The sequence below is a fragment of the Enterobacter sp. A103 genome (assembly GCF_034427535.1).
GTDB classification, from domain to species: Bacteria; Pseudomonadota; Gammaproteobacteria; order Enterobacterales; family Enterobacteriaceae; genus Enterobacter; species Enterobacter asburiae_B.
Map to the genome: position 1 here is coordinate 31732 of NZ_JAXQPQ010000012.1, position 22601 is coordinate 54332.

Genomic DNA, 22601 nt, shown 5'->3' on the forward strand with positions numbered 1-22601 from the left:
TCTCCCATGTCTGAAATGACCCCACGCGAAATTGTCAGCGAACTGAACAAACACATTATCGGCCAGGATAACGCCAAGCGTTCCGTGGCTATCGCCCTGCGTAACCGCTGGCGTCGTATGCAGCTTGATGAAGAGCTGCGCCACGAAGTGACGCCGAAAAACATTCTGATGATCGGCCCGACCGGCGTCGGTAAAACCGAAATCGCCCGTCGTCTGGCGAAGCTGGCTAACGCGCCGTTCATCAAAGTTGAAGCCACCAAGTTCACCGAAGTGGGCTATGTGGGTAAAGAAGTGGACTCCATCATCCGCGATCTGACCGACTCGGCGATCAAGATGGTGCGCGTCCAGGCCATTGAGAAAAACCGCTATCGCGCGGAAGAGATGGCCGAAGAGCGCATTCTCGACGTGCTGATTCCACCGGCAAAAAACAACTGGGGCCAGGCAGAGCAGCAGGCGGAACCATCCGCGGCGCGCCAGGCATTCCGCAAAAAACTGCGTGAAGGCCAGCTGGACGACAAAGAGATTGAGATCGATCTTGCTGCCGCGCCAATGGGTGTGGAAATCATGGCGCCTCCGGGCATGGAAGAGATGACCAGCCAGCTGCAGTCCATGTTCCAGAACCTGGGCGGCCAGAAGCAGAAAGCGCGTAAGCTGAAAATCAAAGACGCGATGAAGCTGCTGATTGAAGAAGAAGCGGCGAAGCTGGTAAACCCGGAAGAGCTGAAGCAGGACGCTATCGACGCGGTTGAGCAGCACGGTATCGTGTTTATCGACGAAATCGACAAAATTTGTAAGCGCGGCGGCAACAGCTCCGGTCCGGACGTATCCCGCGAAGGCGTTCAGCGCGACCTGCTGCCGCTGGTTGAAGGCTGCACCGTCTCCACCAAGCACGGCATGGTGAAAACGGACCACATCCTGTTTATCGCTTCAGGGGCGTTCCAGGTTGCCAGCCCGTCGGATCTGATCCCCGAACTGCAGGGGCGTCTGCCAATTCGCGTTGAGCTGCAGGCGCTGACCACCGAAGATTTCGAACGTATCCTGACCGAGCCGAACGCCTCTGCTACCGTACAGTACAAAGCGCTGATGGCGACCGAAGGCGTGAACCTCGAGTTCACTGAAGACGGTATCAAGCGTATTGCCCAGGCCGCATGGCAGGTCAACGAAACCACCGAGAACATCGGTGCGCGTCGCCTGCATACCGTGCTGGAACGCCTGGTTGAAGATATCTCTTATGACGCGAGCGACCTTAACGGTCAAACCGTTACCATTGACGCAGAATATGTGAGTAAACATCTGGATGCGTTAGTGGCAGATGAAGATCTGAGCCGTTTTATCCTATAATCGCGGTTACTGGATTCTCATCACGTTTAATGGGGGCTAATGCCCCCATTTTTATTGGCTAAATACTTATGACTGACATCAGCCGTACTCAGGCGTGGCTCGAAAGTCTGCGCCCTAAAACGCTTCCTCTGGCCTTTGCCGCGATTATCGTCGGCACCGCCCTTGCCTGGTGGCAGGGTTATTTTGATCCGCTGGTCGCCGCGCTGGCACTGATTACCGCCGGCCTGCTGCAAATTCTCTCTAATCTCGCCAACGACTACGGCGACGCGGTAAAGGGCAGCGACAAGCCGGACCGCCTAGGTCCACTGCGCGGAATGCAGAAAGGGGTGATTACCCAGGCGCAGATGAAACGCGCGCTGATTATCACCGTAGCGCTGATCTGCGTATCCGGCCTGGCGCTGGTGACGGTGGCGTCTAAGACCACCAGCGATTTCATTGGCTTCCTGGTGCTGGGTTTACTGGCCATTATCGCGGCCATCACCTACACCGTCGGCACGCGTCCTTACGGTTATATTGGGCTCGGGGATATCTCCGTACTGGTGTTCTTCGGCTGGCTGAGCGTGATGGGAAGCTGGTACCTGCAGGCGCATACGGTGATCCCTGCCCTGTTCCTGCCCGCGACCGCCTGCGGTCTGCTGGCGACGGCGGTGCTCAACATCAACAACCTGCGCGACATCGACAGCGATCGCGAGAACGGCAAAAATACCCTGGCGGTTCGTCTGGGGCCGGTCAATGCGCGCCGCTATCACGCCTGTTTGCTCATTGGCGCGCTGGTTTGCCTGGCGCTGTTTAACCTGATTTCCTTGCAGAGCCTGTGGGGCTGGCTGTTTGTGCTTGCCGCGCCGCTGCTGATTAAGCAGGCCCGCTTTGTGATGCGTGAACTCAGCCCGTCCGCCATGCCGCCAATGCTGGAGCGCACGGTAAAAGGCGCGTTGCTGACTAACCTGTTGTTCGTCATCGGGATTGTTTTAAGCCAGACGCTGCGTTAGCTGACAAATATCAATTAACAATTGATGATTTTGCCAACAACGCATTTCGCACGATATACTGAACACATTCGCAGCAACTGAGCGTTAAACCTATGAAATACGATACCTCCGAGCTCTGTGACATCTACCAGGAAGATGTCAACGTCGTTGAACCGCTGTTCTCCAACTTTGGTGGGAGGTCGTCGTTTGGCGGTCAAATCGTCACGGTGAAATGTTTCGAGGACAACGGGTTGCTGTACGATCTGCTCGAACAGAATGGCCGCGGCCGCGTTCTTGTGGTCGACGGCGGCGGTTCCGTGCGCCGTGCATTAATTGATGCTGAACTGGCCGGCATTGCCGTCCAGAATGAGTGGGAAGGCCTTGTGGTGTACGGTTCCGTACGTCAGGTCGACGATCTGGAAGACCTGGATATCGGGATTCAGGCCATCGCGGCCATACCGGTAGGGGCGGCGGGTGACGGCATCGGCGAAAGCGACGTGCGCGTCAATTTCGGCGGCGTGACCTTCTTCTCCGGGGACCATCTCTACGCCGATAATACCGGCATTATCCTTTCCGAAGACCCGCTGGATATCGAGTAGTAAAAAGTCAGCGAGAACCATAAAAAAACCGCCAACAGCAATGTGGCGGTTTTTTTGTCCCCTCAGGATTCGCGGTCCGTTGGGAAGTTTTGCAGACTAACACCAGGGAGTTTCATCATACTCTCGTCCAAACCTTGGGCAACCCCTCAGAACCTTTATAAAATCCTAATCGTCTATGAATACCTTAACTCCACGGTTGATGCTCATTATGATGAAGCGTCCCTTTCCGCCATCTCGCAAATGGGCATCGGTCCAGGGAAAGGTGTATTCACTACCGTAAAGCAGGCTAATACCAGGGCTTGTGTCCACCGACTTATCACCGGTGGTGAACGGTGGAGCGGTTAGCTGCAGGGACCGCATAATGAAACGCTATTTATGTATCGCGTTCATTGTCGCCAGCGTACTCGTTGTAAAGAGTGATGAACCCAATGTGTTCGTTGCTTTTGCTATGACAACGCAGGACAAGTAGCGTTAAGGCCGCCTTTGGCGGCCTTTTTTATGGTGATCGCCGACTGACATCAAACCATAAAAAAAGCCGGGTGGCGGCTTCGCCTTACCCGGCCTGTTCAGTTCATCCCAATGGGAATTAGACCTCTTCCATACGTCCCAGCAGCGCCTGCAGGCGATCCTGCCAGCCGTTCTGCTGTTCGCGCAGCTGGTTGTTTTCGCGCTCCAGTTCTTCGCGGCCGTGCTGAGCGTTCTGAACTTCCTGCGCCAGGCTGTTGTTCTTTTCTTTCAGCTCTTCAATTTCCATCTGCAGCAGGGTGATGGTGTCAATCGCCTGCTGTACTTTCGATTCCAGTTTCTCAAACACTTCTAAAGACATGATGCTACCTCTCCTGAATTGCAAGGCGACGCTTTAACATAAACGCGCACGACATATACCGTCGATTGTATGGAGCGCGGCGCTCTGTGTCCAGCGACACACCGCGCAGATCGCGGTTTGCAACACTTTTAGGTCTGGTCCTGGTGTGTTCGCGTCATATACCCCTAAATTGTTAACTGATTCGTTAATGAAATGATTCAGCTCACATTCCTGTACTGATGCAAAAATGTGCTTTATGGCGCGAAAACGCTCATTTTATTGACGCAGACCACACATTTTGATTTCGATATTTCTCGTTTTTGCTCGTTAACGATAAATTAACACTATGTCTACAGGGCATCGTGGCTGTCACGGGCGGCCATGCTAACAATAAACATCAATTTCTTCAGGATTCCGATTATGAGTCAGACATCAACCTTAAAAGGCCAGTGCATTGCCGAGTTCCTTGGTACCGGGTTGTTGATATTCTTCGGAGTGGGCTGTGTCGCTGCACTGAAAGTGGCGGGTGCCAGTTTTGGTCAGTGGGAAATCAGTATCATCTGGGGTCTGGGCGTGGCGATGGCCATCTACCTGACTGCAGGGGTTTCTGGTGCACATCTTAACCCGGCGGTGACAATCGCACTGTGGCTGTTCGCGTGCTTCGACGGACGCAAAGTTGTTCCTTTCATTCTTTCTCAGTTTGCCGGCGCGTTTTGCGCAGCGGCGTTAGTTTACGGGCTTTATTACAATCTTTTCATCGACTTCGAACAGACGCATCATATGGTACGCGGCAGTGTCGAAAGTCTGGATCTGGCAGGCATCTTCTCAACCTACCCTAACCCGCATATCAATTTTGTGCAGGCGTTCGCAGTTGAAATGGTGATTACCGCTATTCTGATGGGCGTTATCCTGGCGCTGACCGACGACGGAAACGGCATTCCGCGCGGCCCGCTGGCACCCCTGCTGATTGGTTTGCTGATTGCGGTGATTGGTGCATCCATGGGCCCGCTGACCGGGTTCGCGATGAACCCAGCACGTGATATCGGACCAAAAGCCTTCGCATTTATCGCAGGCTGGGGCGACGTCGCCTTCACCGGTGGCAAAGATATTCCTTACTTCCTGGTACCGCTGTTTGCGCCGGTTGTCGGGGCTGCGCTGGGTGCATTTAGCTACCGCAAATTAATTGGTCGCCACTTACCGTGCGACACCTGTGTGGAAGAGGAGAAGGAAACGACTTCTACCGCACAACAGAAAGCTTCGCTGTAATCTGACTACGGGACACATACCATGACCGAAAAAAAATATATCGTTGCGCTCGACCAGGGCACTACCAGCTCCCGCGCTGTCGTAATGGATCATGACGCGAACATCGTCAGCGTGTCACAGCGCGAATTTGAGCAAATTTATCCTCGTCCAGGCTGGGTAGAACACGACCCGATGGAGATTTGGGCGTCACAAAGCTCCACGCTGGTCGAAGTGCTGGCGAAAGCCGATATCAGTTCCGACGAGATTGCCGCGATTGGGATTACCAACCAGCGTGAAACGACGATTGTCTGGGAACGCGAAACCGGTAAGCCCATTTACAACGCTATCGTCTGGCAGTGCCGCCGTACATCCGAGATCTGCGAACAGCTGAAGCGCGACGGTATGGAAGAGTACGTGCGCAGCGCCACCGGTCTGGTGGTTGACCCGTATTTCTCCGGCACCAAAGTGAAATGGATCCTCGACCACGTGGAAGGTTCACGAGAGCGTGCTAAACGCGGCGAGCTGCTGTTCGGTACCGTCGATACCTGGCTTATCTGGAAGATGACCCAGGGACGCGTTCACGTGACCGACTACACCAACGCCTCGCGTACCATGCTGTTCAACATCAACACCCTGGAGTGGGATGACAAGATGCTGGACGCGCTGGACATTCCGCGCGCGATGCTGCCTGAAGTGCGTAAGTCTTCCGAAGTGTACGGCCAGACCAACATCGGCGGTAAAGGCGGCACCCGTATTCCTATCGCCGGTATTGCCGGTGACCAGCAGGCGGCGCTGTTCGGCCAGCTGTGCGTCAAGGAAGGGATGGCGAAGAACACCTACGGCACCGGCTGCTTTATGCTGATGAACACCGGCGAGAAGGCGGTGAAATCAGAAAACGGCTTGCTGACCACCATCGCCTGCGGCCCGCGCGGCGAAGTGAACTATGCCCTGGAAGGTGCGGTGTTCATGGCGGGTGCATCCATTCAGTGGCTGCGCGACGAGATGAAGCTGATCAGCGATGCGTTCGACTCCGAGTACTTCGCGACCAAAGTGAAAGACACCAACGGCGTGTACGTGGTGCCTGCGTTCACCGGTCTGGGCGCGCCGTACTGGGACCCGTATGCACGCGGCGCGATTTTCGGCCTGACGCGCGGTGTGAACTCTAACCACATTATTCGCGCTACTCTCGAATCCATCGCCTACCAGACACGCGACGTGCTGGAAGCGATGCAGGCTGACTCCGGCATTCGTCTGCACGCCCTGCGCGTGGACGGCGGTGCGGTAGCGAATAACTTCCTGATGCAGTTCCAGTCCGACATTCTCGGCACCCGCGTTGAGCGCCCTGAAGTGCGTGAAGTGACGGCGCTGGGCGCGGCATACCTTGCCGGTCTGGCGGTAGGCTTCTGGCAGAACCTGGACGAGCTGCAGGAAAAAGCGGTTATCGAACGCGAATTCCGCCCGGGCATCGAAACCACCGAGCGTAACTTCCGCTACAGCGGCTGGAAAAAAGCGGTGAAACGCGCCCTGGCGTGGGAAGAGCACGAAGAGTAATCCCCCTCACCCCAGCCCTCTCCCCAAAGGGGAGAGGGTGTTTTAAGTTCCCTCGCCCCTTTGGGGAGAGGGTTAGGGTGAGGGGAGTACAGACCGCACCTTACCCACTCTGTGATAAACTTCGTGCAATTCCTTTTGATTGCACGAGTACCTCATGAAACGTGAACTTGCTATCGAGTTTTCCCGCGTCACCGAAGCGGCCGCACTTGCAGGCTATAAATGGCTGGGCCGTGGCGACAAAAATACCGCAGACGGCGCAGCCGTCCATGCCATGCGTATTGTACTTAACCAGGTCAACATTGACGGCACCATCGTGATCGGCGAAGGCGAGATCGACGAAGCGCCGATGCTCTACATCGGTGAAAAAGTCGGTACCGGCAAAGGCGATGCCGTGGATATCGCGGTTGACCCGATCGAAGGCACCCGCATGACGGCGATGGGTCAGGCCAATGCGTTAGCGGTGCTGGCCGTCGGCGATAAGGGCTGCTTCCTGAACGCGCCGGACATGTACATGGAAAAGCTGATTGTCGGTCCTGGCGCAAAAGGCGCAATCGACCTTAGCCTGCCGCTGGAAGAGAACCTGCACAACATCGCCAAAGCCCTGGGCAAACCCCTTAGCGAACTCACCGTCACCATTCTGGCGAAACCGCGCCACGACGCCACTATCGCGCAAATGCAAAAGCTCGGCGTGCGCGTGTTTGCTATCCCTGACGGTGACGTTGCCGCCTCGATCCTGACCTGCATGCCGGACAGCGAAGTCGACGTGCTGTACGGCATCGGTGGCGCGCCGGAAGGTGTGGTCTCCGCGGCAGTGATCCGCGCGCTGGATGGCGATATGCAGGCCCGTCTGCTGCCCCGCCATGAGGTGAAAGGCGACAGCGAAGAGAACCGCCGTATCGGGGAAAACGAGCTGGCGCGCTGCGAAGCGATGGGCATCGAGGCCAATAAAGTGCTGGCTCTGGACGAGATGGCGCGTAGCGATAACGTTGTCTTCTCGGCGACCGGCATCACCAAAGGCGATCTGCTGGACGGCATCACCCGCAAGGGCAATATGGCCACCACTGAAACCCTGCTGATCCGCGGTAAATCACGCACCATTCGCCGCATCCAGTCTATCCACTATCTCGACCGCAAAGACCCGGACGTGCAGACGCACATTCTGTAAAACCGTTTGATCGATAGAGCTTTCCGGCCCTGACGGGCTGGAAATTGTCACCACAAGTACGGAAGATAGAACAGAGAAACAGCACAGGAGAAGATCATGGCGGACTGGGTAACAGGTAAAGTCACAAAGGTACAGTTCTGGACCGATGCGCTATTTAGTCTCACCGTACATGCTCCCGTTCACCCGTTTAAAGCCGGGCAATTTGCGAAGCTGGGGCTGGACGTCGACGGCGAGCGCGTGCAGCGCGCCTACTCTTACGTTAACGCGCCTGATAACCCGGACCTCGAGTTCTATCTGGTCACCGTTCCTGAAGGTAAGCTCAGCCCGCGCCTTGCCGCCCTTAAGCCCGGCGACGAGGTGCAAATTGTGAGTGAAGCGGCAGGCTTCTTTGTGCTCGAAGAGATCCCTGACTGCGACACGCTCTGGATGCTGGCAACCGGTACGGCCATCGGCCCTTATCTCTCTATTTTGCAGTACGGCAAAGATCTGGAGCGCTTTAAAAACATCGTGCTGGTTCACGCTGCGCGCTACGCTGCAGACCTGAGCTATTTGCCGCAAATGCAGGCGCTGGAGCAGCAGTACGGCGGAAAGCTAAAGATTCAGACGGTGGTCAGCCGCGAAACCGTAGCAGGAGCGCTTACCGGCCGCGTACCGGCGTTAATTGAGAGTGGAGCCCTGGAAGACGCGGTGGGGTTGCCGCTGAACGCTGAAACCAGCCACGTCATGCTGTGCGGCAACCCGCAGATGGTACGTGACACGCAGCAGCTCCTGAAGGATACCCGGCAGATGACGAAACATCTTCGCCGCCGACCGGGCCATATGACCGCCGAACACTACTGGTGATCAGCGGTATTTCACCTCAACGGTGTCTTTACCGTATTTATTTTCGCTCTGGGTGCCAATAAACGCGCCCAGATCGACAATCATCATCACGAAGATGACCGACGGCAGCAGCCTGCCCACAACCCACGGCAGGATGGACGGCAGCATCGCCCAGTTTCCCGCCACCAGCATCCACGCCAGAATAATCAGAAATGCCCACGCGCCGGAACGTCCGCGATCGTGCAGCCGTTTTACGACAACCGCCGCCGTTGGCCATAGCAAACAGACCAGCGCGAAGGCCGCCGTTTGCGTGCTCAGCCAGGCGTTGTAAGCAACGAAAAACAGAAGCAGCATGGCGACAACCCACGTCACCATCCAGATCCAGAAATCACGGCGTCCAATACGCCCTTTGAATGAAAACAGCCACTGCTGTATGGTCATGTAAGGTTCCTTATTATCGTATAGCGCGCATTTTACCCTGGAGTTGTGACCTTTTGACAAGCCGACCAGATATCGTTTTAATCATGAGCACTTACGGCCAGGGGCAATGTTGATGAAAAGTTCGGCACGTTCTCTTTTCCTGTGTTTAGCGCTGCTCAGCGCGGGTTATCCCCTGCACGCCGCCGAAACCACAGCCCCTACCACAGCACCGTATCTGCTGGCGGGCGCGCCGTCGTTCGATCAGTCCATCAGCCAGTTTCGTGAAACCTTCAATCAGACCAACCCCACGCTGCCGCTGGATGAGTTTCGCGCCATTGATGGCTCACGCGATACCCCCACACTGACCCGTGCGGCAAGCAAAATTAACGAGAATTTGTATGCTTCCACGGCGCTGGAGCGCGGTACGTTAAAAATCAAAAGCATGCAAATCACCTGGCTGCCGATACAGGGGCCAGAGCAGAAAGCCGCTAAGGCGAAAGCGCTGGAGTACATGAGCGCGGTATTGCAGGCCTTTACCCCTGCGCTGACGAAAAAGCAAAGTCAGCAAAAGCTGCAAAAACTCCTTACCGCCGGGAAAAACAAGCGTTATTACGCCGATACCGAAGGCGCGATCCGCTATGTTGTGGCGGACAACGGCGAAAAAGGACTGACCTTCGCTGTTGAACCGATTAAGCTGGCACTATCTGACACCCTCGGCGGGGCGAATTAATGACAAAAAGCAAAGCCTTTCGAGGGAAAATCTCTATACTGATTCACAGACCATGCTGCCCGACAGGGTGGCCATATTCCTTAATTCGCTTATTTAGCGTGGAGAATTGAAATGCGACATCCTTTAGTGATGGGTAACTGGAAACTGAACGGCAGCCGCCACATGGTAAACGAACTGGTTGCGAACCTGCGTAAAGAGCTGGCTGGCGTGACGGGCTGCTCGGTTGCTATCGCTCCGCCGGATATGTACCTGGATCTGGCTAAACACGCCGCTGACGGCAGCCACATCATTCTGGGCGCGCAGAACGTTGACGTTAACCTGTCTGGCGCATTCACCGGTGAAACCTCCGCTGAAATGCTGAAAGATATCGGCGCGAAATACATCATCATCGGCCACTCCGAGCGTCGCACCTATCACAAAGAATCCGACGAGTTCATCGCGAAGAAATTTGCCGTGCTGAAAGAGCAGGGTCTGATCCCGGTTCTGTGCATCGGTGAAACCGAAGCGGAAAACGAAGCGGGCAAAACCGAAGAAGTGTGCGCACGTCAGATCGACGCAGTGCTGAAAACCCAGGGCGCGGCAGCGTTCGAAGGCGCAGTAATCGCATACGAGCCAGTCTGGGCGATCGGTACCGGCAAATCTGCAACCCCTGCGCAGGCTCAGGCGGTTCACAAATTCATTCGTGACCACATTGCTAAAGCAGACGCGAAGGTCGCTGAGCAAGTGATTATCCAGTACGGCGGTTCCGTAAACGCCTCCAACGCTGCTGAGCTGTTCACCCAGCCAGACATCGATGGCGCGCTGGTTGGCGGTGCATCCCTGAAAGCTGACGCTTTCGCGGTGATCGTTAAGGCAGCAGAAGCGGCTAAACAGGCGTAATTGCCTTTGTGGCGGGTGGCGCTTGCGCTTACCCGCCGCTCTTCTCCTCCCTCTCCCTTAGGGAGAGGGGTGGGGTGAGGGGAAACACCTCGCACCGAACTACACTTTCCCCAGCAAACTAAACCACAGATAATCCAGCGGCAGCAGTACCAGATACGTTGCGATAGCCAGCGCCAGACAGAGCACCATCCCCGCCCTTGCAGGCACCTTCCCGAGCCCCATAGCCACCACAATCGGCGACGCCTGATACGGCAGCAGCGGCGTGGAATAGCCCAGCACCTGAATCATGATCACCGACAGCAGCGGAAAACCGGTCGCGTCCGAAAAACTCTGCGCCAGAGTGGTGTACAGCGCCGGAACGCCGTTGGCGGTCATAATGAAGTTGAGCGCCGTGGTAATACCGGTCAGCGCCAGGAAACTGGTGAACGGCCTGTCTGCATCCAGCGGCATAATGCGAAGCAACGCCTCGCCCACGGCCGTTCCGATACCGGTTTGCGTCACCACGATCGCCAGCCCAAGAATGCCCGCGACGTAAATACAGGTGCGCATGTTCACGCCCGCTGAAAATTCTTCCCCGGTGATAAAGCCAACGCGCGGCAGCATAACGATGACCGACGCCGCCAGCCCCGTCCACGCCGGCCCCACGCCGTGCCAGCTCTCCGTGACCCACATCCCCAGCACCACCGCCAGCAGCCAGGCAAGACGCTTTTCATCCCGCCCCATAGGATCAGACGGCGCCTGTTCCTTCGGCGGTTTTGGGCTGCCGGGAAATAGCCAGCAGATGAGGCCAATCAGAATCAGGCCTTTGAGGATACCGAGCACCGGCGTGTGCAGCAGCAGATACGGGACATAGTTAAGATGGATGCCGTACGAGCCTTCCGCCGCACCGCTCATCACCAGGTTAGGGACGTTAGCAGGCAGGATCGTCGCCGAAAGCTGGAAAGTCCCGAACCCCACCGCCAGCGCCAGTCCGAACCAGGCGCGGGAGCCGTCGGCGATACAGGCGCGTTTTGCCATCGCCGCGACAATCTGCATCAGCAGCGCAATACGTCCCATGTTCGACGGCATCACAAACGCCAGCGCGTAGCTCAGCAGCACCACGCTCGCCACCATCAACACCCAGGAGTCGGTGAGCTTTGCCGACAGCGCCCGGGCGGCCCTGTCCGCCAGTCCGGTTTTACGGATCGCCACGCCAAGCACAAAGCCGCTGAATACCAGCCAGAAAGCCGACGAGGCAAAACCGCCGAAGATGACCTCCGGCGGAGCGATTCTGGCGGTCATCGCCGCCGTGAAGAACAGCAGCGCGGTGATAAATTCCGGCAATAGCGACGTCGCCCACAGCACGATGGTGACGCCAACGATCAGTGAGGGCAGCAGCAGAGGATACGTTAACCAGAGCGACATACCTGTCTCCTGTAGAATTTTTCAGCAAGTCTACGGTGACAGGCAGCCCGAGTAAACGCGATTTATGGTGGGGTTACTTCAGGATAGTGCATTGATGATCCTGCAGTTCCTCCGCTGACGCGCGGTTAAGCGTGAGCAGGTTACGCTCGGTCGCAAGCAAAACAAAAGAGCCATCCGACTGCTGCGCCATTGCCAGCGCGAAACGCCCCATATGGTCGCGCGCTTCCGGCAGCTCTTCCGCCAGCATCATAAACGGGCTGCGCTGGACCAGTTCATTCTCCGTTACGCGACGAGCAAGATATTCATGTCCTTCCAGCCCCCCGGGAAGAGGCAGCCACTGGGTGCTGATTTCTCCCTGTACCGCGTTGAGCTTCTCGCGCACGTCCGGGCGCAGGCAGGAGATATGAATATGGAAATGGTTCTGCGTGCGCCCTGTCGGAGAGTTAATCGTCAGCGAAATGGCGCTGTCAGGCACCTCGGATCCACGCTTCAGGGTCATAAAGCTGCGCGACTGCCACGCCAGCCAGAAAAAGTTCGGCGTATGAGCGTCGGTCAGCAGCGGGCTCTCGGTGCCGTTGATGCGATATGTCGGCATCAAAAGGTATTGCAGCGGCCCGTTGCGATCTTTAAATACCACATAGCCTGCATCCGTTTTCACCTGCGCACAGGGTGCCGGGTTACGGTTCTGGATCTGATTCGGCACACACTGGTCGAGAACGATATGTCGCAACGCATTCGGATTACCCGCCTTCATCCAGTACACGCCGCCAGCGGCAAGGGCGATGACAATGAGGAGCAATAAGATAATTTTTTTCACAACGCGTTCCCTGTTTTCAATAGAGGCAAAAGAGTAACGCAAAATGATGACCAAATAAAAAACCCGGCGGATTTCTCACGCCGGGTCACCGTGTCACAGGCTAATGGTTAGCGCTGGCTGATCTGGTCGAAAGTGCCACCGTTAGAGAAGTGCTCTTTCTGCGCTTTGGTCCAGCCGCCGAACACATCGTCAATAGTGAATAGCTTCAGTTTTGGGAACTCCCCTTCGTATTTCTTGGCGACCGCCGCATCGCGTGGACGATAGAAGTTTTTCGCCGCAATTTCCTGGCCTTCTGGCGAGTACAGATACTTCAGGTAGGCTTCCGCCACCGCTTTGGTATCTTTCTTCTCAACCACTTTATCGACCACGGAAACGGTCGGCTCAGCCAGAATCGATTCGCTCGGGGTCACGATCTCAAATTTGTCTTTGCCCAGCTCGTGGGTGGCCAGCAGGGCTTCGTTTTCCCATGCGATCAGCACGTCGCCAATCCCGCGCTCGACGAAGGTGTTGGTGGCGCCACGCGCGCCGGAGTCCAGCACCTCAACGTTTTTATACAGCGCCTTCACGAATTCCTGCGCTTTGGCCTGGTCGCCATTGTTGTGATGCAGTGCATAACCCCACGCGCCCAGGTAGTTCCAGCGAGCGCCGCCGGAGCTTTTCGGGTTCGGGGTAATCACAGAAACGCCCGGTTTGATCAGATCGTTCCAGTCTTTAATTTGTTTCGGGTTTCCTTTACGCACCAGGAAGACGATGGTCGAGGTGTAGGGTGCGGAGTTATCCGGCAGGCGTTTGATCCAGTTTTTGTCGATGCGGCCGCGCTCGGCGATCGCGTCGACATCGTAGGCCAGCGCCAGGGTTACCACGTCGGCTTCAATACCGTTTATCACGGACGTCGCCTGCTTGCCGGAGCCGCCATGCGACTGGCGAACCACCACGTTATCGCCGGTTTCCTGCTTCCAGTGTGCCGCAAACGCTTTGTTGTATTGCTCGTACAGTTCACGCGTCGGGTCGTATGACACGTTCAGTAACTGGATATCCTTAGCCAGAACGCTGGTCGATGCCAGCAATAATGTTAAACCCACGCCCCATTTATTCATCGCCCAGCTCTCTTGTGTAGTGTTTTGATGAATGCAGCGTGCCAGAAAGCGAATCGAGGATTAAAGAATAAAAAAAGATTGGCTATAACGTAGTGGAATAAAAAAAGCGTGCGCGCATAAAAAAGCCGGGTGGCGGCTACGCCTTACCCGGCCTACGAGTCGTGCTTTTGTAGGCCCGGTAAGCGCAGCGCCACCGGGCAACAGAACCGATCAGTACAGTTTTTTCGCGCAGTCCAGCCAGTCACCTTTGAACGGACGCTTCATGTTTTCAATCGCGTCGATGATGTCGTGGTGAACCAGTTTTTCGTTCTGAATACCGACGCAGCGGCCGCCGTGACCCTGCAGCAGCAGATCGATAGCGTACGCGCCCATACGGGACGCCAGAATACGGTCGTAAGGGCCTGGGGAACCGCCGCGCTGGATGTGACCCAGTACGGTCGCGCGGGTTTCGCGTTTGGTTTCGGCTTCGATGTACTTCGCCAGCTCGTCAACGTCACAGATGTGCTCGGTGATAGCCACGATCGCGTGTTTTTTACCTTTCGCGATGCCCGCTTTGATTTCAGCCACCAGATCTTCACGGCTAAATTCGACTTCCGGCACGACGATAAATTCACAACCGCCCGCAATGGCTGCCGCCAGCGTCAGGTCGCCGCAGTAACGGCCCATCACTTCAACGATAGAGATACGCTGGTGAGAAGACGAGGTGTCACGCAGACGGTCAATCGCTTCAACAACGGTACCCAGTGCAGTAAAGAAGCCGATAGTGTAGTCAGTACCCTTGATGTCGTTGTCGATGGTGCCCGGCAGACCGATGCACGGGAAACCCATTTCGGTCAGACGTTTTGCACCCATGTAGGAGCCGTCACCACCGATAACCACCAGGGCGTCCAGGCCGCGTTTCTTCATGTTTTCGATAGCCACTTCACGAACGTGTTCATCACGGAATTCCGGGAAGCGCGCGGAACCGAGGAAAGTACCTCCACGGTTGATCATGTCAGACACGCTGTAACGGTCGAGCTGAACCATACGATCTTCATACAGGCCCAGATAACCGTCATAAACGCCAAAAACTTCCAGGCCTTCCGTCAGCGCTGCACGGACAACACCACGAATTGCCGCGTTCATGCCCGGCGCATCACCGCCGCTTGTCAACACACCGATTTTCTTAATCATGACTACCTCTGAACTTAGGAATGCAAAATTGAAATCTGTTGCCGGAAGAAACTTATCGACCAACGAATACTGCAAATAGTATATCAATCCCTTCCAGCTGAATTGATTCAGGTCAGACCAAACGGCGGTAATTTATACACAAAATGCTGGCCTGGCTCACTTTTTTACAACGAATTACGAAAGCCCAACATGACCGGGTACAACCGAGCAGGGATCCTGGTGAATGATGACGTCTGAACCAGGAAAACGCTGCAAAATCGCCTGCTCGACCTGCTCAGCAATAACGTGAGCCTGAACCAGTGGCAGGTTGTCTTCCATTTCAATATGAATCTGAATAAAGCGGGTCGGCCCTGACTGCCGCGTTCGAAGATCGTGTGCACCGCTGACGCCGGGCCAGGAGGTCACGATAGAAAAAATTTCATTACGTTCTGAGTCCGGGAGGGCGCGGTCAAGCAGTGATTGCACCGCTTCATACCCCATCCGCAGGGCGCTATATAAAATATAGATACCAATCCCTAACGCAAATAACGCATCGGCGCGATGCCAGCCATACCAGGCCAGACCGAGCGCAATAAGAATAGCCCCATTCATCATAACATCAGATTGATAATGAAGCATATCCGCCCGTACAGCCTGACTTTGCGTTTTGCGAACAACCCAGCGCTGGAACGTTACCAGAACAAGTGTGCATATAAGCGCAACGATCGTCACAACTACGCCCACGCCGGGATCGTTCATCGGTGTCGGCGAAACGAGATGCTGAATGCCGGTTAAAAACAGGAACAGCGCAGAGCCGGAAATGAACATACTTTGCGCCAGCGCGGCCAGCGACTCCGCTTTACCGTGCCCAAATGTGTGCTCTTCATCCGCTGGCTGCAGCGAGTAACGCACCACCAGCAGGTTGGTCAACGAGGCGGCAATGTCCATCAGCGAGTCCACGAGCGCCGCCAGAATACTGACCGAGCCGGTATACCACCAGGCAAAGATTTTAATCAGTAACAGGCTGGAGGCCATGACGGTCGCCGCAATGGCGGCCCGGCTTACCAGTCTTCCATAGGATTGATTCATAAACGCTCCTGTCATGTCATGCCGCTAGTATAACGGAAGCATGGGGAGTCTAAGGATGAATAAACGGTTAACAGCGCGGATGCGGGGCAAAAAAAACCCCCACATCATGTGGGGGAAGACAGGGATGGTGTCTATGGCAAGGAAAACAGGGTTTACTGGTTACTACGGGTACTGCTATTGCTACTGAAAAACGTCGTTTCTGAGCTTCGCTGCATCCGTGCAACCTCGCGCAGCTGGTCCATTCGCTGCTGATGTCTGGCATTCAAAACCGCTTGCTGCTCGGGCGTTAGCAGATGGAACATCTGGTTGCGGACCTTCGCCATCTCTACCTGGCGGGCAACCTGTTCCTGTGCCATTTTTTCGGCCTGAGCGCGCACAGCGCTTTCGTCAAAATTTTCTGCGGTGACAAGGCGATGCATTGTCTCCATTTCGCTAACATTAACAGGGGGCTGGTCGTGTCGTGCCCTCTGCATCAGATCTCGCATCTGTTGACGCTGATGTTCGGTTAAACTTATGCCGTCAAACATATGGCTTTGGCTGCTGTTCTGCGTTGCGCCCTCTTGTAAGGGACTGTTATCGCTGATGATAGCTTCAGCAGCCTGGCTAAACGCACTGAACGCCAGCGTTGAGGCCATGACGGCAGCGGTAACTTTGCGCATCACTTGCTCCCAAAATCTTTCGTGTCGCGATTCAACGAGAGACAGTCTACGATTCAGGCTGCAAACATGCGTCAGGGGGTGTAAAACAACGTAAAGTCATGGATTAGACAGCCTTGATGTCGTAATTTCTGCCTCGGAGGTATTTAAACAATGAATAAAATCCTGTTAGTTGATGATGACCGAGAGCTCACATCCCTTTTAAAGGAGTTGCTCGACATGGAAGGTTTCAACGTCCTGGTTGCCCATGATGGCGAGCAGGCGCTGAGTCTCCTTGACGACAGCATCGATTTACTTTTGCTCGACGTGATGATGCCGAAGAAAAACGGTATTGATACGTTGAAAGAGCTTCGCCAGACACACCAGACTCCCGTAATCATGCTGACCGCACGCGGCAGCGAACTTGACCGCGTACTCGGCCTTGAGCTGGGCGCGGATGACTATTTACCGAAGCCGTTTAACGACCGTGAACTGGTTGCCCGTATTCGCGCTATCCTGCGTCGTTCCCACTGGAGCGAGCAGCAGCAAAATACCGACAACAGCTCACCCACCCTTGAAGTCGACTCTCTGAGCCTGAACCCGGGCCGTCAGGAAGCAAGCTTTGATGGCCAGACGCTGGAACTGACCGGCACGGAGTTCACCCTGCTGTATCTGCTGGCGCAGCACCTCGGCCAGGTGGTTTCGCGTGAACATCTAAGCCAGGAAGTGCTGGGCAAACGCCTCACCCCGTTTGACCGCGCCATCGACATGCACATCTCTAACCTGCGCCGTAAGCTGCCGGAGCGTAAAGACGGTCACCCATGGTTTAAAACCCTGCGTGGTCGCGGTTATCTGATGGTTTCCGCTTCATGATAGGAAGCTTAACCGCCCGCATCTTCGCCATCTTCTGGCTGACGCTGGCACTGGTTTTAATGCTCGTTTTGATGTTGCCAAAACTCGACTCACGCCAGATGACGGAGCTTCTCGACAGCGAGCAACGTCAGGGCGTGATGATCGAGCAGCACGTGGAAGCCGAGCTGGCAAACGATCCGCCGAACGATTTAATGTGGTGGCGCAGGCTGTTTCGCGCTATCGACAAGTGGGCGCCGCCCGGACAACGCCTGCTGCTGGTGACCAGCGAAGGCCGCGTGATTGGGGCCGATCGCAATGAAATGCAGATCATCCGCAACTTTATTGGCCAGGCGGATAACGCCGATCATCCCCAGAAGAAAAAATATGGCCGCGTAGAGATGGTGGGGCCTTTCTCCGTCAGGGACGGAGAGGATAATTATCAGCTCTACCTGATCCGTCCGGCGAGCAACTCCCAGTCTGATTTTATCAACCTGCTGTTTGACCGCCCTCTCCTGCTGCTGATTGTCACCATGCTGGTCAGCTCGCCGCTGCTGTTATGGCTGGCGTGGAGCCTGGCAAAACCGGCGCGTAAGCTGAAGAATGCCGCCGATGAGGTGGCGCAGGGTAACCTGCGACAACACCCTGAACTGGAAGCAGGTCCGCAGGAGTTCCTTGCCGCCGGAACCAGTTTTAACCAGATGGTGAGCGCTCTCGATCGCATGATGACCGCACAGCAACGTCTGCTGTCGGATATCTCGCACGAGCTGCGTACCCCGCTTACGCGCTTGCAGCTTGGCACCGCGCTGCTGCGCCGCCGCAGCGGTGAGAGCAAAGAGCTGGAGCGTATTGAAACGGAAGCGCACCGCCTGGACAGCATGATCAACGACCTGCTGGTCATGTCGCGCAATCAGCAGAAAAACGCGCTGGTCAGCGAAACGGTGAAAGCGAATCACCTCTGGCACGAGGTGCTGGACAACGCGGCGTTCGAAGCGGAACAGATGGGTAAATCCTTTACCGTCAACTTCCCGCCGGGCCCGTGGCCGCTGTACGGTAACCCCAACACGCTGGAAAGCGCGCTGGAGAACATCGTGCGGAACGCTCTTCGCTACTCGCATACGAAGATTGAGGTGGCGTTCTCGGTGGATAAAGACGGGATCACCGTCATTGTCGATGATGACGGCCCAGGCGTGAGCCCGGAAGACCGCGAGCAGATTTTCCGTCCGTTCTATCGTACCGATGAGGCGCGCGACCGGGAATCGGGCGGCACGGGACTGGGTCTGGCGATTGTTGAAACCGCCATGCAGCAGCACCGCGGCTGGGTGAAAGCCGACGATAGCCCGCTGGGTGGACTACGGTTAACGCTGTGGCTACCGCTGTATAAGCGTTCGTAGCTGTTAGTGCCGGGTGGCGGCTTCGCCTTACCCGGCCTACTTTCTGCGGAGGACTATTCCCCCCACAATCTCCGCGAATTATCCTCGATCTTGCTGCTTAAACGCCGCTTCTGCATCGTTCTTGTCCAGCTGATGGATAATCCCGCCGCCGACAGCAGGCGGTGATACTGTTCGTCGTCAAACGGCATATGCCAGGCAATGGCGCAGGCGTCATAAACAGACACATCGCTCAGGCGCGACGCCAGCTCAAGCGGCGCGTCCGCTGAAACCTGCCCAGCCAGCACCACGCGATACAGCCAGCCGGTTTTACCCGCTTTTTGCAGCTGGGCCGACATATCCTGAATACCGAAGTGGTAGTTGAGCTTGAAGCACGGCGAGCGTGGCTGCGTCACCTGAATCAGGGCATCGCCCCAGCGGTAGATATCACCGATAAACACGTTCTTTTCGGTGAGCCCTTCGGTGGAGAGATTCTCCCCAAACGCGGGGGCGACGAAGAGGTCCGCCTGCTCGGGAAACTCGGTTTTCCAGTGCTGATAGTGTTCGCGCGGGTAGTGGCACAGCGCGCGATCGGGCCCGCCGTGGATTTTCTTTTCGGCCTGCTCGTCACCCGCAAGCCCGAGGTCGGTTAACGTCAACTCACCGTCGACCTGAATTTTGGCGATGGCACTTGGGCGGCTGCCGTCGTACTCCCTTACCTTGCCTGTAAACACGTTCACCGGGTAATGCATTGCTGCCTCCATTACGCAGATACAAAAAAAGCGAGTCATAAGACTCGCTTCTCACAGGCGTCAATGCAACCTTATTTTTTAGCGGCGAAACGCGCTGCTGCTTCGTCCCAGTTCACCACGTCCCAGAAGGCTTTGATGTAGTCCGGACGACGGTTCTGGAATTTCAGGTAGTAAGCGTGTTCCCACACGTCCAGACCCAGGATTGGGAAGCCGGATGCGCCAGAAATCGCTTCACCCATCAGCGGGGAGTCCTGGTTAGCAGTAGAAACCACCGCCAGCTTGTCGCCTTTCAGAACCAGCCACGCCCAGCCAGAGCCGAAACGGGTTGCAGCGGCTTTTTCGAATTCCGCTTTGAAGTTGTCAACGGAACCGAAGTCGCGCTCGATAGCCGCTTTCAGGTCGCCCTGCAGGGTGGTACCGGTTTTCAGGCCTTTCCAGAACAGGCTGTGGTTAGCGTGGCCGCCAGCGTTGTTACGCAGAACGGTTTTCTTGTCCGCTGGCAGCTGGTCCAGCTTGGTGATCAGCTCTTCAGCAGACAGGTTAGCGAACTCTGGCAGGCTTTCCAGCGCGGCGTTCGCGTTGTTCACATAGGTCTGGTGGTGTTTAGTGTGATGGATTTCCATCGTCTGCTTGTCGAAATGCGGTTCCAGTGCGTCGTAGGCATACGGCAGGGATGGCAGTGTATAACTCATAATCCTCTCCATTATTGTCGGGCGGCACAGCTGTTAATGCCGCGTAAGCAGTTGGTTCATTATAGTTAATTAAATGATATTGAAAATGATTATCAATGCCGTAGTTTTTATAAGGTTATTCGTTTTTCGATTAATCGCGAAATTGTGAGTCTGCTCACGCGGTTAACGTGCTGATTGCCATCCAGAACACATCTGCGGCAACCTTCTGAAGGTCCCCAAACCGCCTAATTTTTACACTCCTCAAGTCGGTGGGAAGCCACTGACAATAAAAACGATGAGGGTGTAAAAATGAATCATGCGATTACGATGGGTATCTTCTGGCATTTGATAGGCGCTGCCAGTGCAGCCTGTTTCTATGCTCCGTTTAAAAAAGTGAGAGGCTGGTCATGGGAAACCATGTGGTCCGTTGGCGGTATCGTGTCCTGGCTGATTTTGCCCTGGACCATTAGCGCCATGCTGCTGCCCGATTTCTGGGGCTACTTCTCCTCCTTCAGCGCCGCCACCCTGCTGCCGGTGTTCCTGTTCGGCGCGATGTGGGGCGTCGGCAACATCAACTATGGCCTCACCATGCGTTATCTCGGCATGTCGATGGGGATTGGTATCGCGATTGGCATCACGCTGATCGTCGGTACCCTGATGACGCCAATTCTCAACGGCAACTTCGACGTGCTTATTAATACTCAGGGTGGGCGGATGACGCTCCTGGGCGTGCTGGTGGCGGTCATTGGTGTAGGAATTGTGACGCGCGCGGGGCAGTTGAAAGAGCGCAAGATGGGCATTAAAGCTGAAGATTTTAACCTGAAGAAAGGTCTGCTGCTGGCGGTGATGTGCGGCATTTTCTCGGCCGGCATGTCGTTCGCCATGAACGCCGCCAAACCGATGCACGAAGCGGCTGCCGCGCTGGGCGTCGATCCGCTGTACGTTGCGCTGCCAAGCTATGTCGTGATTATGGGTGGCGGCGCGATGGTTAACCTGGGCTTCTGCTTCATTCGTCTGGCAAAAGTAAAAAACCTGTCGGTAAAAACCGATTTCTCGCTGGCAACATCGCTCATCATCACCAACATGCTGCTCTCCGCTCTGGGCGGCCTGATGTGGTATTTGCAGTTCTTCTTCTACGCCTGGGGCCACGCCAGCATTCCGGCGCAATACGACTATATAAGCTGGATGCTGCACATGAGTTTCTACGTACTTTGCGGCGGGCTGGTTGGGCTGGTGCTGAAAGAGTGGACGAACGCCGGACGTCGTCCGGTTGGCGTACTGAGCCTCGGCTGCGTGGTGATTATTATCGCTGCCAATATCGTCGGCCTCGGCATGGCAAACTGATTACGCCCCCTTTCGACTGCGATGGCGCCACTGTACCGGCGTCATCCCCACCTCGCGGTTAAACACCACTGAAAAGTAGTTACTGTCCTCAAAGCCGCAGCGCATCGCCACATCACTGACCATCCACTCCGTATGCTGGAGGAGATATTGTGCATGGCAGATGCGCAGCTGGCGCAGGTAGTGGTTCACCGTCATCCCGGTCAGGGTGCGGAAATGCTGGCGCAACGCGCGCTCGCTGCACTGTTCCTGCTCGCAGAATTTCTCCAGTACAAAGTTTTTATTCAGGCTACCCGCAAGCCGGGTGATGAGCTTATCCAGCAGCGCTTCCTGCGTTGTGGCGGAGGGGTTATCAGTGGCGTAACGATGGCGCTTCAACGTCATCACCAGCTGGGCGAAAAGCAACTCCGCCAGCTGGTTAGCAACGGGGTCGTTCTTCTGGCTCTCCTGCTCCAGTTGAGAAATAACCTGCCGTACCTGAGCCATGCCGCTACTGCTTAAGCGCCAGTGCGGAGAACACTTAGCATCAAGAAAGCCCGGAATGCTCGCGGTCCAGTCCACGTTAAGCTTGAGCCTGTCCGGACAGTAAATAACGTTCTGCAGCACCAGGTCGTTAACCGAGGCGTAGGAGTGTTTATCATCCGCGCGAATGTAGAACAGGTCTCCGCGCGTGATGCGGTAGGGACGGTCGTTGAGGATGTGCAGGCCGTTACCGCGCCAAACCAGCACCAGCTCGCAAAACTCGTGGGTATGTTCGGCAAAGACGTCCTGCGGGTAGCGATCGGCCACCGTGACGGCCTGACTCGCGGAGGCAAAAAAATCATCTTTGCGAAGAATTAACTGAGCAGCCACACCACGACCTCTACGCCGAATAACCTGACACTATTAGCTTTTTTGCG

23 protein-coding genes are annotated in these 22601 nt (G+C 55.8%); 12 read left to right on the forward strand and 11 right to left on the reverse strand.

From position 1 onward, the window contains the following. Positions 1-6 precede the first annotated feature (6 nt). The 3 genes from hslU (at position 7) to rraA (ending at position 2908) form a co-directional block, all read left to right on the forward strand. Complete coding sequence (gene hslU, locus SPH27_RS20665) at positions 7-1341, forward strand: HslU--HslV peptidase ATPase subunit (RefSeq protein ID WP_023309685.1); 1335 nt, start codon at positions 7-9, stop codon at positions 1339-1341. A gap of 68 nt (positions 1342-1409) precedes the next feature. Further along, complete coding sequence (gene menA, locus SPH27_RS20670) at positions 1410-2330, forward strand: 1,4-dihydroxy-2-naphthoate polyprenyltransferase (protein ID WP_182072174.1); 921 nt, start codon at positions 1410-1412, stop codon at positions 2328-2330. A gap of 92 nt (positions 2331-2422) precedes the next feature. Further along, positions 2423-2908, forward strand: coding sequence for a ribonuclease E activity regulator RraA (rraA, locus tag SPH27_RS20675; RefSeq protein ID WP_023309687.1), 486 nt, complete (start codon positions 2423-2425; stop codon positions 2906-2908). Positions 2909-3494: 586 nt separating this feature from the next. On the opposite strand, the gene zapB is transcribed toward rraA, so the two are convergent. Then, positions 3495-3734, reverse strand: a complete 240-nt coding sequence (zapB, locus tag SPH27_RS20680; RefSeq protein ID WP_010436935.1) for a septal ring assembly protein ZapB — start codon at positions 3732-3734, stop codon at positions 3495-3497. Between the two features lie 399 nt (positions 3735-4133). On the opposite strand from zapB, the gene SPH27_RS20685 reads away from it, so the two are divergent. The 4 genes from SPH27_RS20685 to fpr all read left to right on the forward strand — a co-directional run bounded on the left by SPH27_RS20685 (position 4134) and on the right by fpr (position 8517). After that, entirely contained in the window at positions 4134-4979 is an 846-nt protein-coding gene (locus SPH27_RS20685) for an MIP/aquaporin family protein (protein WP_014885705.1), read from the forward strand. A gap of 21 nt (positions 4980-5000) precedes the next feature. After that, on the forward strand, positions 5001-6509 hold the full coding sequence (glpK, locus tag SPH27_RS20690) for a glycerol kinase GlpK (RefSeq protein ID WP_023309688.1): 1509 nt from the start codon (positions 5001-5003) through the stop codon (positions 6507-6509). 154 nt (positions 6510-6663) lie between these two features. Next, positions 6664-7674 (forward strand): class II fructose-bisphosphatase, encoded by a 1011-nt coding sequence (gene glpX, locus SPH27_RS20695; RefSeq protein ID WP_032662725.1) that lies wholly within the window; start codon positions 6664-6666, stop codon positions 7672-7674. A gap of 96 nt (positions 7675-7770) precedes the next feature. Beyond that, a complete protein-coding gene (gene fpr, locus SPH27_RS20700) occupies positions 7771-8517 on the forward strand; it encodes a ferredoxin--NADP(+) reductase (RefSeq protein WP_182072176.1) in 747 nt (248 codons plus the stop codon). Here the strand turns inward: fpr and SPH27_RS20705 are convergent, their stop codons facing one another. Further along, entirely contained in the window at positions 8518-8937 is a 420-nt protein-coding gene (locus SPH27_RS20705) for a DUF805 domain-containing protein (RefSeq protein WP_023293600.1), read from the reverse strand. Between the two features lie 112 nt (positions 8938-9049). On the opposite strand from SPH27_RS20705, the gene SPH27_RS20710 reads away from it, so the two are divergent. After that, complete coding sequence (locus SPH27_RS20710; RefSeq protein WP_023309692.1) at positions 9050-9646, forward strand: DUF1454 family protein; 597 nt, start codon at positions 9050-9052, stop codon at positions 9644-9646. A 111-nt stretch (positions 9647-9757) separates the two neighbouring features. Continuing rightward, entirely contained in the window at positions 9758-10525 is a 768-nt protein-coding gene (gene tpiA, locus SPH27_RS20715) for a triose-phosphate isomerase (protein WP_182072178.1), read from the forward strand. Between the two features lie 99 nt (positions 10526-10624). On the opposite strand, the gene SPH27_RS20720 is transcribed toward tpiA, so the two are convergent. The 6 genes from SPH27_RS20720 to cpxP all read right to left on the reverse strand — a co-directional run bounded on the left by SPH27_RS20720 (position 10625) and on the right by cpxP (position 16743). Next, on the reverse strand, positions 10625-11929 hold the full coding sequence (locus SPH27_RS20720) for an SLC13 family permease (RefSeq protein ID WP_182072180.1): 1305 nt from the start codon (positions 11927-11929) through the stop codon (positions 10625-10627). A gap of 73 nt (positions 11930-12002) precedes the next feature. After that, positions 12003-12746, reverse strand: a complete 744-nt coding sequence (locus SPH27_RS20725) for a CDP-diacylglycerol diphosphatase (RefSeq protein WP_182072182.1) — start codon at positions 12744-12746, stop codon at positions 12003-12005. 107 nt (positions 12747-12853) lie between these two features. Continuing rightward, positions 12854-13843 carry a sulfate ABC transporter substrate-binding protein gene (locus SPH27_RS20730; protein WP_023309695.1) on the reverse strand — a complete coding sequence of 330 codons (990 nt, stop codon included), beginning with the start codon at positions 13841-13843 and terminating at the stop codon, positions 12854-12856. 210 nt (positions 13844-14053) lie between these two features. Beyond that, positions 14054-15016 carry a 6-phosphofructokinase gene (gene pfkA, locus SPH27_RS20735; RefSeq protein ID WP_023309696.1) on the reverse strand — a complete coding sequence of 321 codons (963 nt, stop codon included), beginning with the start codon at positions 15014-15016 and terminating at the stop codon, positions 14054-14056. Between the two features lie 174 nt (positions 15017-15190). Beyond that, a complete protein-coding gene (gene fieF, locus SPH27_RS20740) occupies positions 15191-16084 on the reverse strand; it encodes a CDF family cation-efflux transporter FieF (RefSeq protein WP_023309697.1) in 894 nt (297 codons plus the stop codon). A 152-nt stretch (positions 16085-16236) separates the two neighbouring features. Further along, complete coding sequence (cpxP, locus tag SPH27_RS20745) at positions 16237-16743, reverse strand: cell-envelope stress modulator CpxP (protein WP_032662714.1); 507 nt, start codon at positions 16741-16743, stop codon at positions 16237-16239. A gap of 150 nt (positions 16744-16893) precedes the next feature. On the opposite strand from cpxP, the gene cpxR reads away from it, so the two are divergent. Continuing rightward, the gene (gene cpxR / locus SPH27_RS20750; protein ID WP_006179159.1) at positions 16894-17592 is read left to right on the forward strand and encodes an envelope stress response regulator transcription factor CpxR; all 699 of its coding nucleotides are present in this window, start codon (positions 16894-16896) and stop codon (positions 17590-17592) included. Beyond that, positions 17589-18962, forward strand: a complete 1374-nt coding sequence (cpxA, locus tag SPH27_RS20755; RefSeq protein ID WP_023309731.1) for an envelope stress sensor histidine kinase CpxA — start codon at positions 17589-17591, stop codon at positions 18960-18962. The genes cpxR and cpxA overlap by 4 nt, the downstream gene beginning before the upstream one ends. A gap of 53 nt (positions 18963-19015) precedes the next feature. Here cpxA and yiiM read toward each other — a convergent pair whose 3' ends face one another. Together yiiM and sodA are read right to left on the reverse strand one after the other, a co-directional pair. Beyond that, the gene (gene yiiM, locus SPH27_RS20760) at positions 19016-19690 is read right to left on the reverse strand and encodes a 6-hydroxyaminopurine reductase (protein ID WP_058841955.1); all 675 of its coding nucleotides are present in this window, start codon (positions 19688-19690) and stop codon (positions 19016-19018) included. Between the two features lie 71 nt (positions 19691-19761). Then, positions 19762-20382: a superoxide dismutase [Mn] gene (gene sodA, locus SPH27_RS20765; RefSeq protein ID WP_004203668.1), complete on the reverse strand. Its 621-nt coding sequence runs from the start codon at positions 20380-20382 to the stop codon at positions 19762-19764. Between the two features lie 288 nt (positions 20383-20670). Between sodA and rhaT the strand changes: the two genes are divergently transcribed. Further along, entirely contained in the window at positions 20671-21705 is a 1035-nt protein-coding gene (gene rhaT, locus SPH27_RS20770) for an L-rhamnose/proton symporter RhaT (RefSeq protein WP_182072184.1), read from the forward strand. On the opposite strand, the gene rhaR is transcribed toward rhaT, so the two are convergent. Continuing rightward, positions 21706-22554, reverse strand: coding sequence for an HTH-type transcriptional activator RhaR (gene rhaR / locus SPH27_RS20775; protein WP_048981010.1), 849 nt, complete (start codon positions 22552-22554; stop codon positions 21706-21708). Between the last annotated feature and the right edge of the window lie 47 nt (positions 22555-22601).

Coding starts and splice junctions, on each gene's coding strand:
- hslU (WP_023309685.1), top strand. CDS start 7: ATGTCTGAAATGACCCCACGCGAAATTGTCAGCGAACTGAACAAACAC.
- menA (WP_182072174.1), top strand. CDS start 1,410: ATGACTGACATCAGCCGTACTCAGGCGTGGCTCGAAAGTCTGCGCCCT.
- rraA (WP_023309687.1), top strand. CDS start 2,423: ATGAAATACGATACCTCCGAGCTCTGTGACATCTACCAGGAAGATGTC.
- zapB (WP_010436935.1), bottom strand. CDS start 3,734: ATGTCTTTAGAAGTGTTTGAGAAACTGGAATCGAAAGTACAGCAGGCG.
- SPH27_RS20685 (WP_014885705.1), top strand. CDS start 4,134: ATGAGTCAGACATCAACCTTAAAAGGCCAGTGCATTGCCGAGTTCCTT.
- glpK (WP_023309688.1), top strand. CDS start 5,001: ATGACCGAAAAAAAATATATCGTTGCGCTCGACCAGGGCACTACCAGC.
- glpX (WP_032662725.1), top strand. CDS start 6,664: ATGAAACGTGAACTTGCTATCGAGTTTTCCCGCGTCACCGAAGCGGCC.
- fpr (WP_182072176.1), top strand. CDS start 7,771: ATGGCGGACTGGGTAACAGGTAAAGTCACAAAGGTACAGTTCTGGACC.
- SPH27_RS20705 (WP_023293600.1), bottom strand. CDS start 8,937: ATGACCATACAGCAGTGGCTGTTTTCATTCAAAGGGCGTATTGGACGC.
- SPH27_RS20710 (WP_023309692.1), top strand. CDS start 9,050: ATGAAAAGTTCGGCACGTTCTCTTTTCCTGTGTTTAGCGCTGCTCAGC.
- tpiA (WP_182072178.1), top strand. CDS start 9,758: ATGCGACATCCTTTAGTGATGGGTAACTGGAAACTGAACGGCAGCCGC.
- SPH27_RS20720 (WP_182072180.1), bottom strand. CDS start 11,929: ATGTCGCTCTGGTTAACGTATCCTCTGCTGCTGCCCTCACTGATCGTT.
- SPH27_RS20730 (WP_023309695.1), bottom strand. CDS start 13,843: ATGAATAAATGGGGCGTGGGTTTAACATTATTGCTGGCATCGACCAGC.
- pfkA (WP_023309696.1), bottom strand. CDS start 15,016: ATGATTAAGAAAATCGGTGTGTTGACAAGCGGCGGTGATGCGCCGGGC.
- fieF (WP_023309697.1), bottom strand. CDS start 16,084: ATGAATCAATCCTATGGAAGACTGGTAAGCCGGGCCGCCATTGCGGCG.
- cpxP (WP_032662714.1), bottom strand. CDS start 16,743: ATGCGCAAAGTTACCGCTGCCGTCATGGCCTCAACGCTGGCGTTCAGT.
- cpxR (WP_006179159.1), top strand. CDS start 16,894: ATGAATAAAATCCTGTTAGTTGATGATGACCGAGAGCTCACATCCCTT.
- cpxA (WP_023309731.1), top strand. CDS start 17,589: ATGATAGGAAGCTTAACCGCCCGCATCTTCGCCATCTTCTGGCTGACG.
- yiiM (WP_058841955.1), bottom strand. CDS start 19,690: ATGCATTACCCGGTGAACGTGTTTACAGGCAAGGTAAGGGAGTACGAC.
- sodA (WP_004203668.1), bottom strand. CDS start 20,382: ATGAGTTATACACTGCCATCCCTGCCGTATGCCTACGACGCACTGGAA.
- rhaT (WP_182072184.1), top strand. CDS start 20,671: ATGAATCATGCGATTACGATGGGTATCTTCTGGCATTTGATAGGCGCT.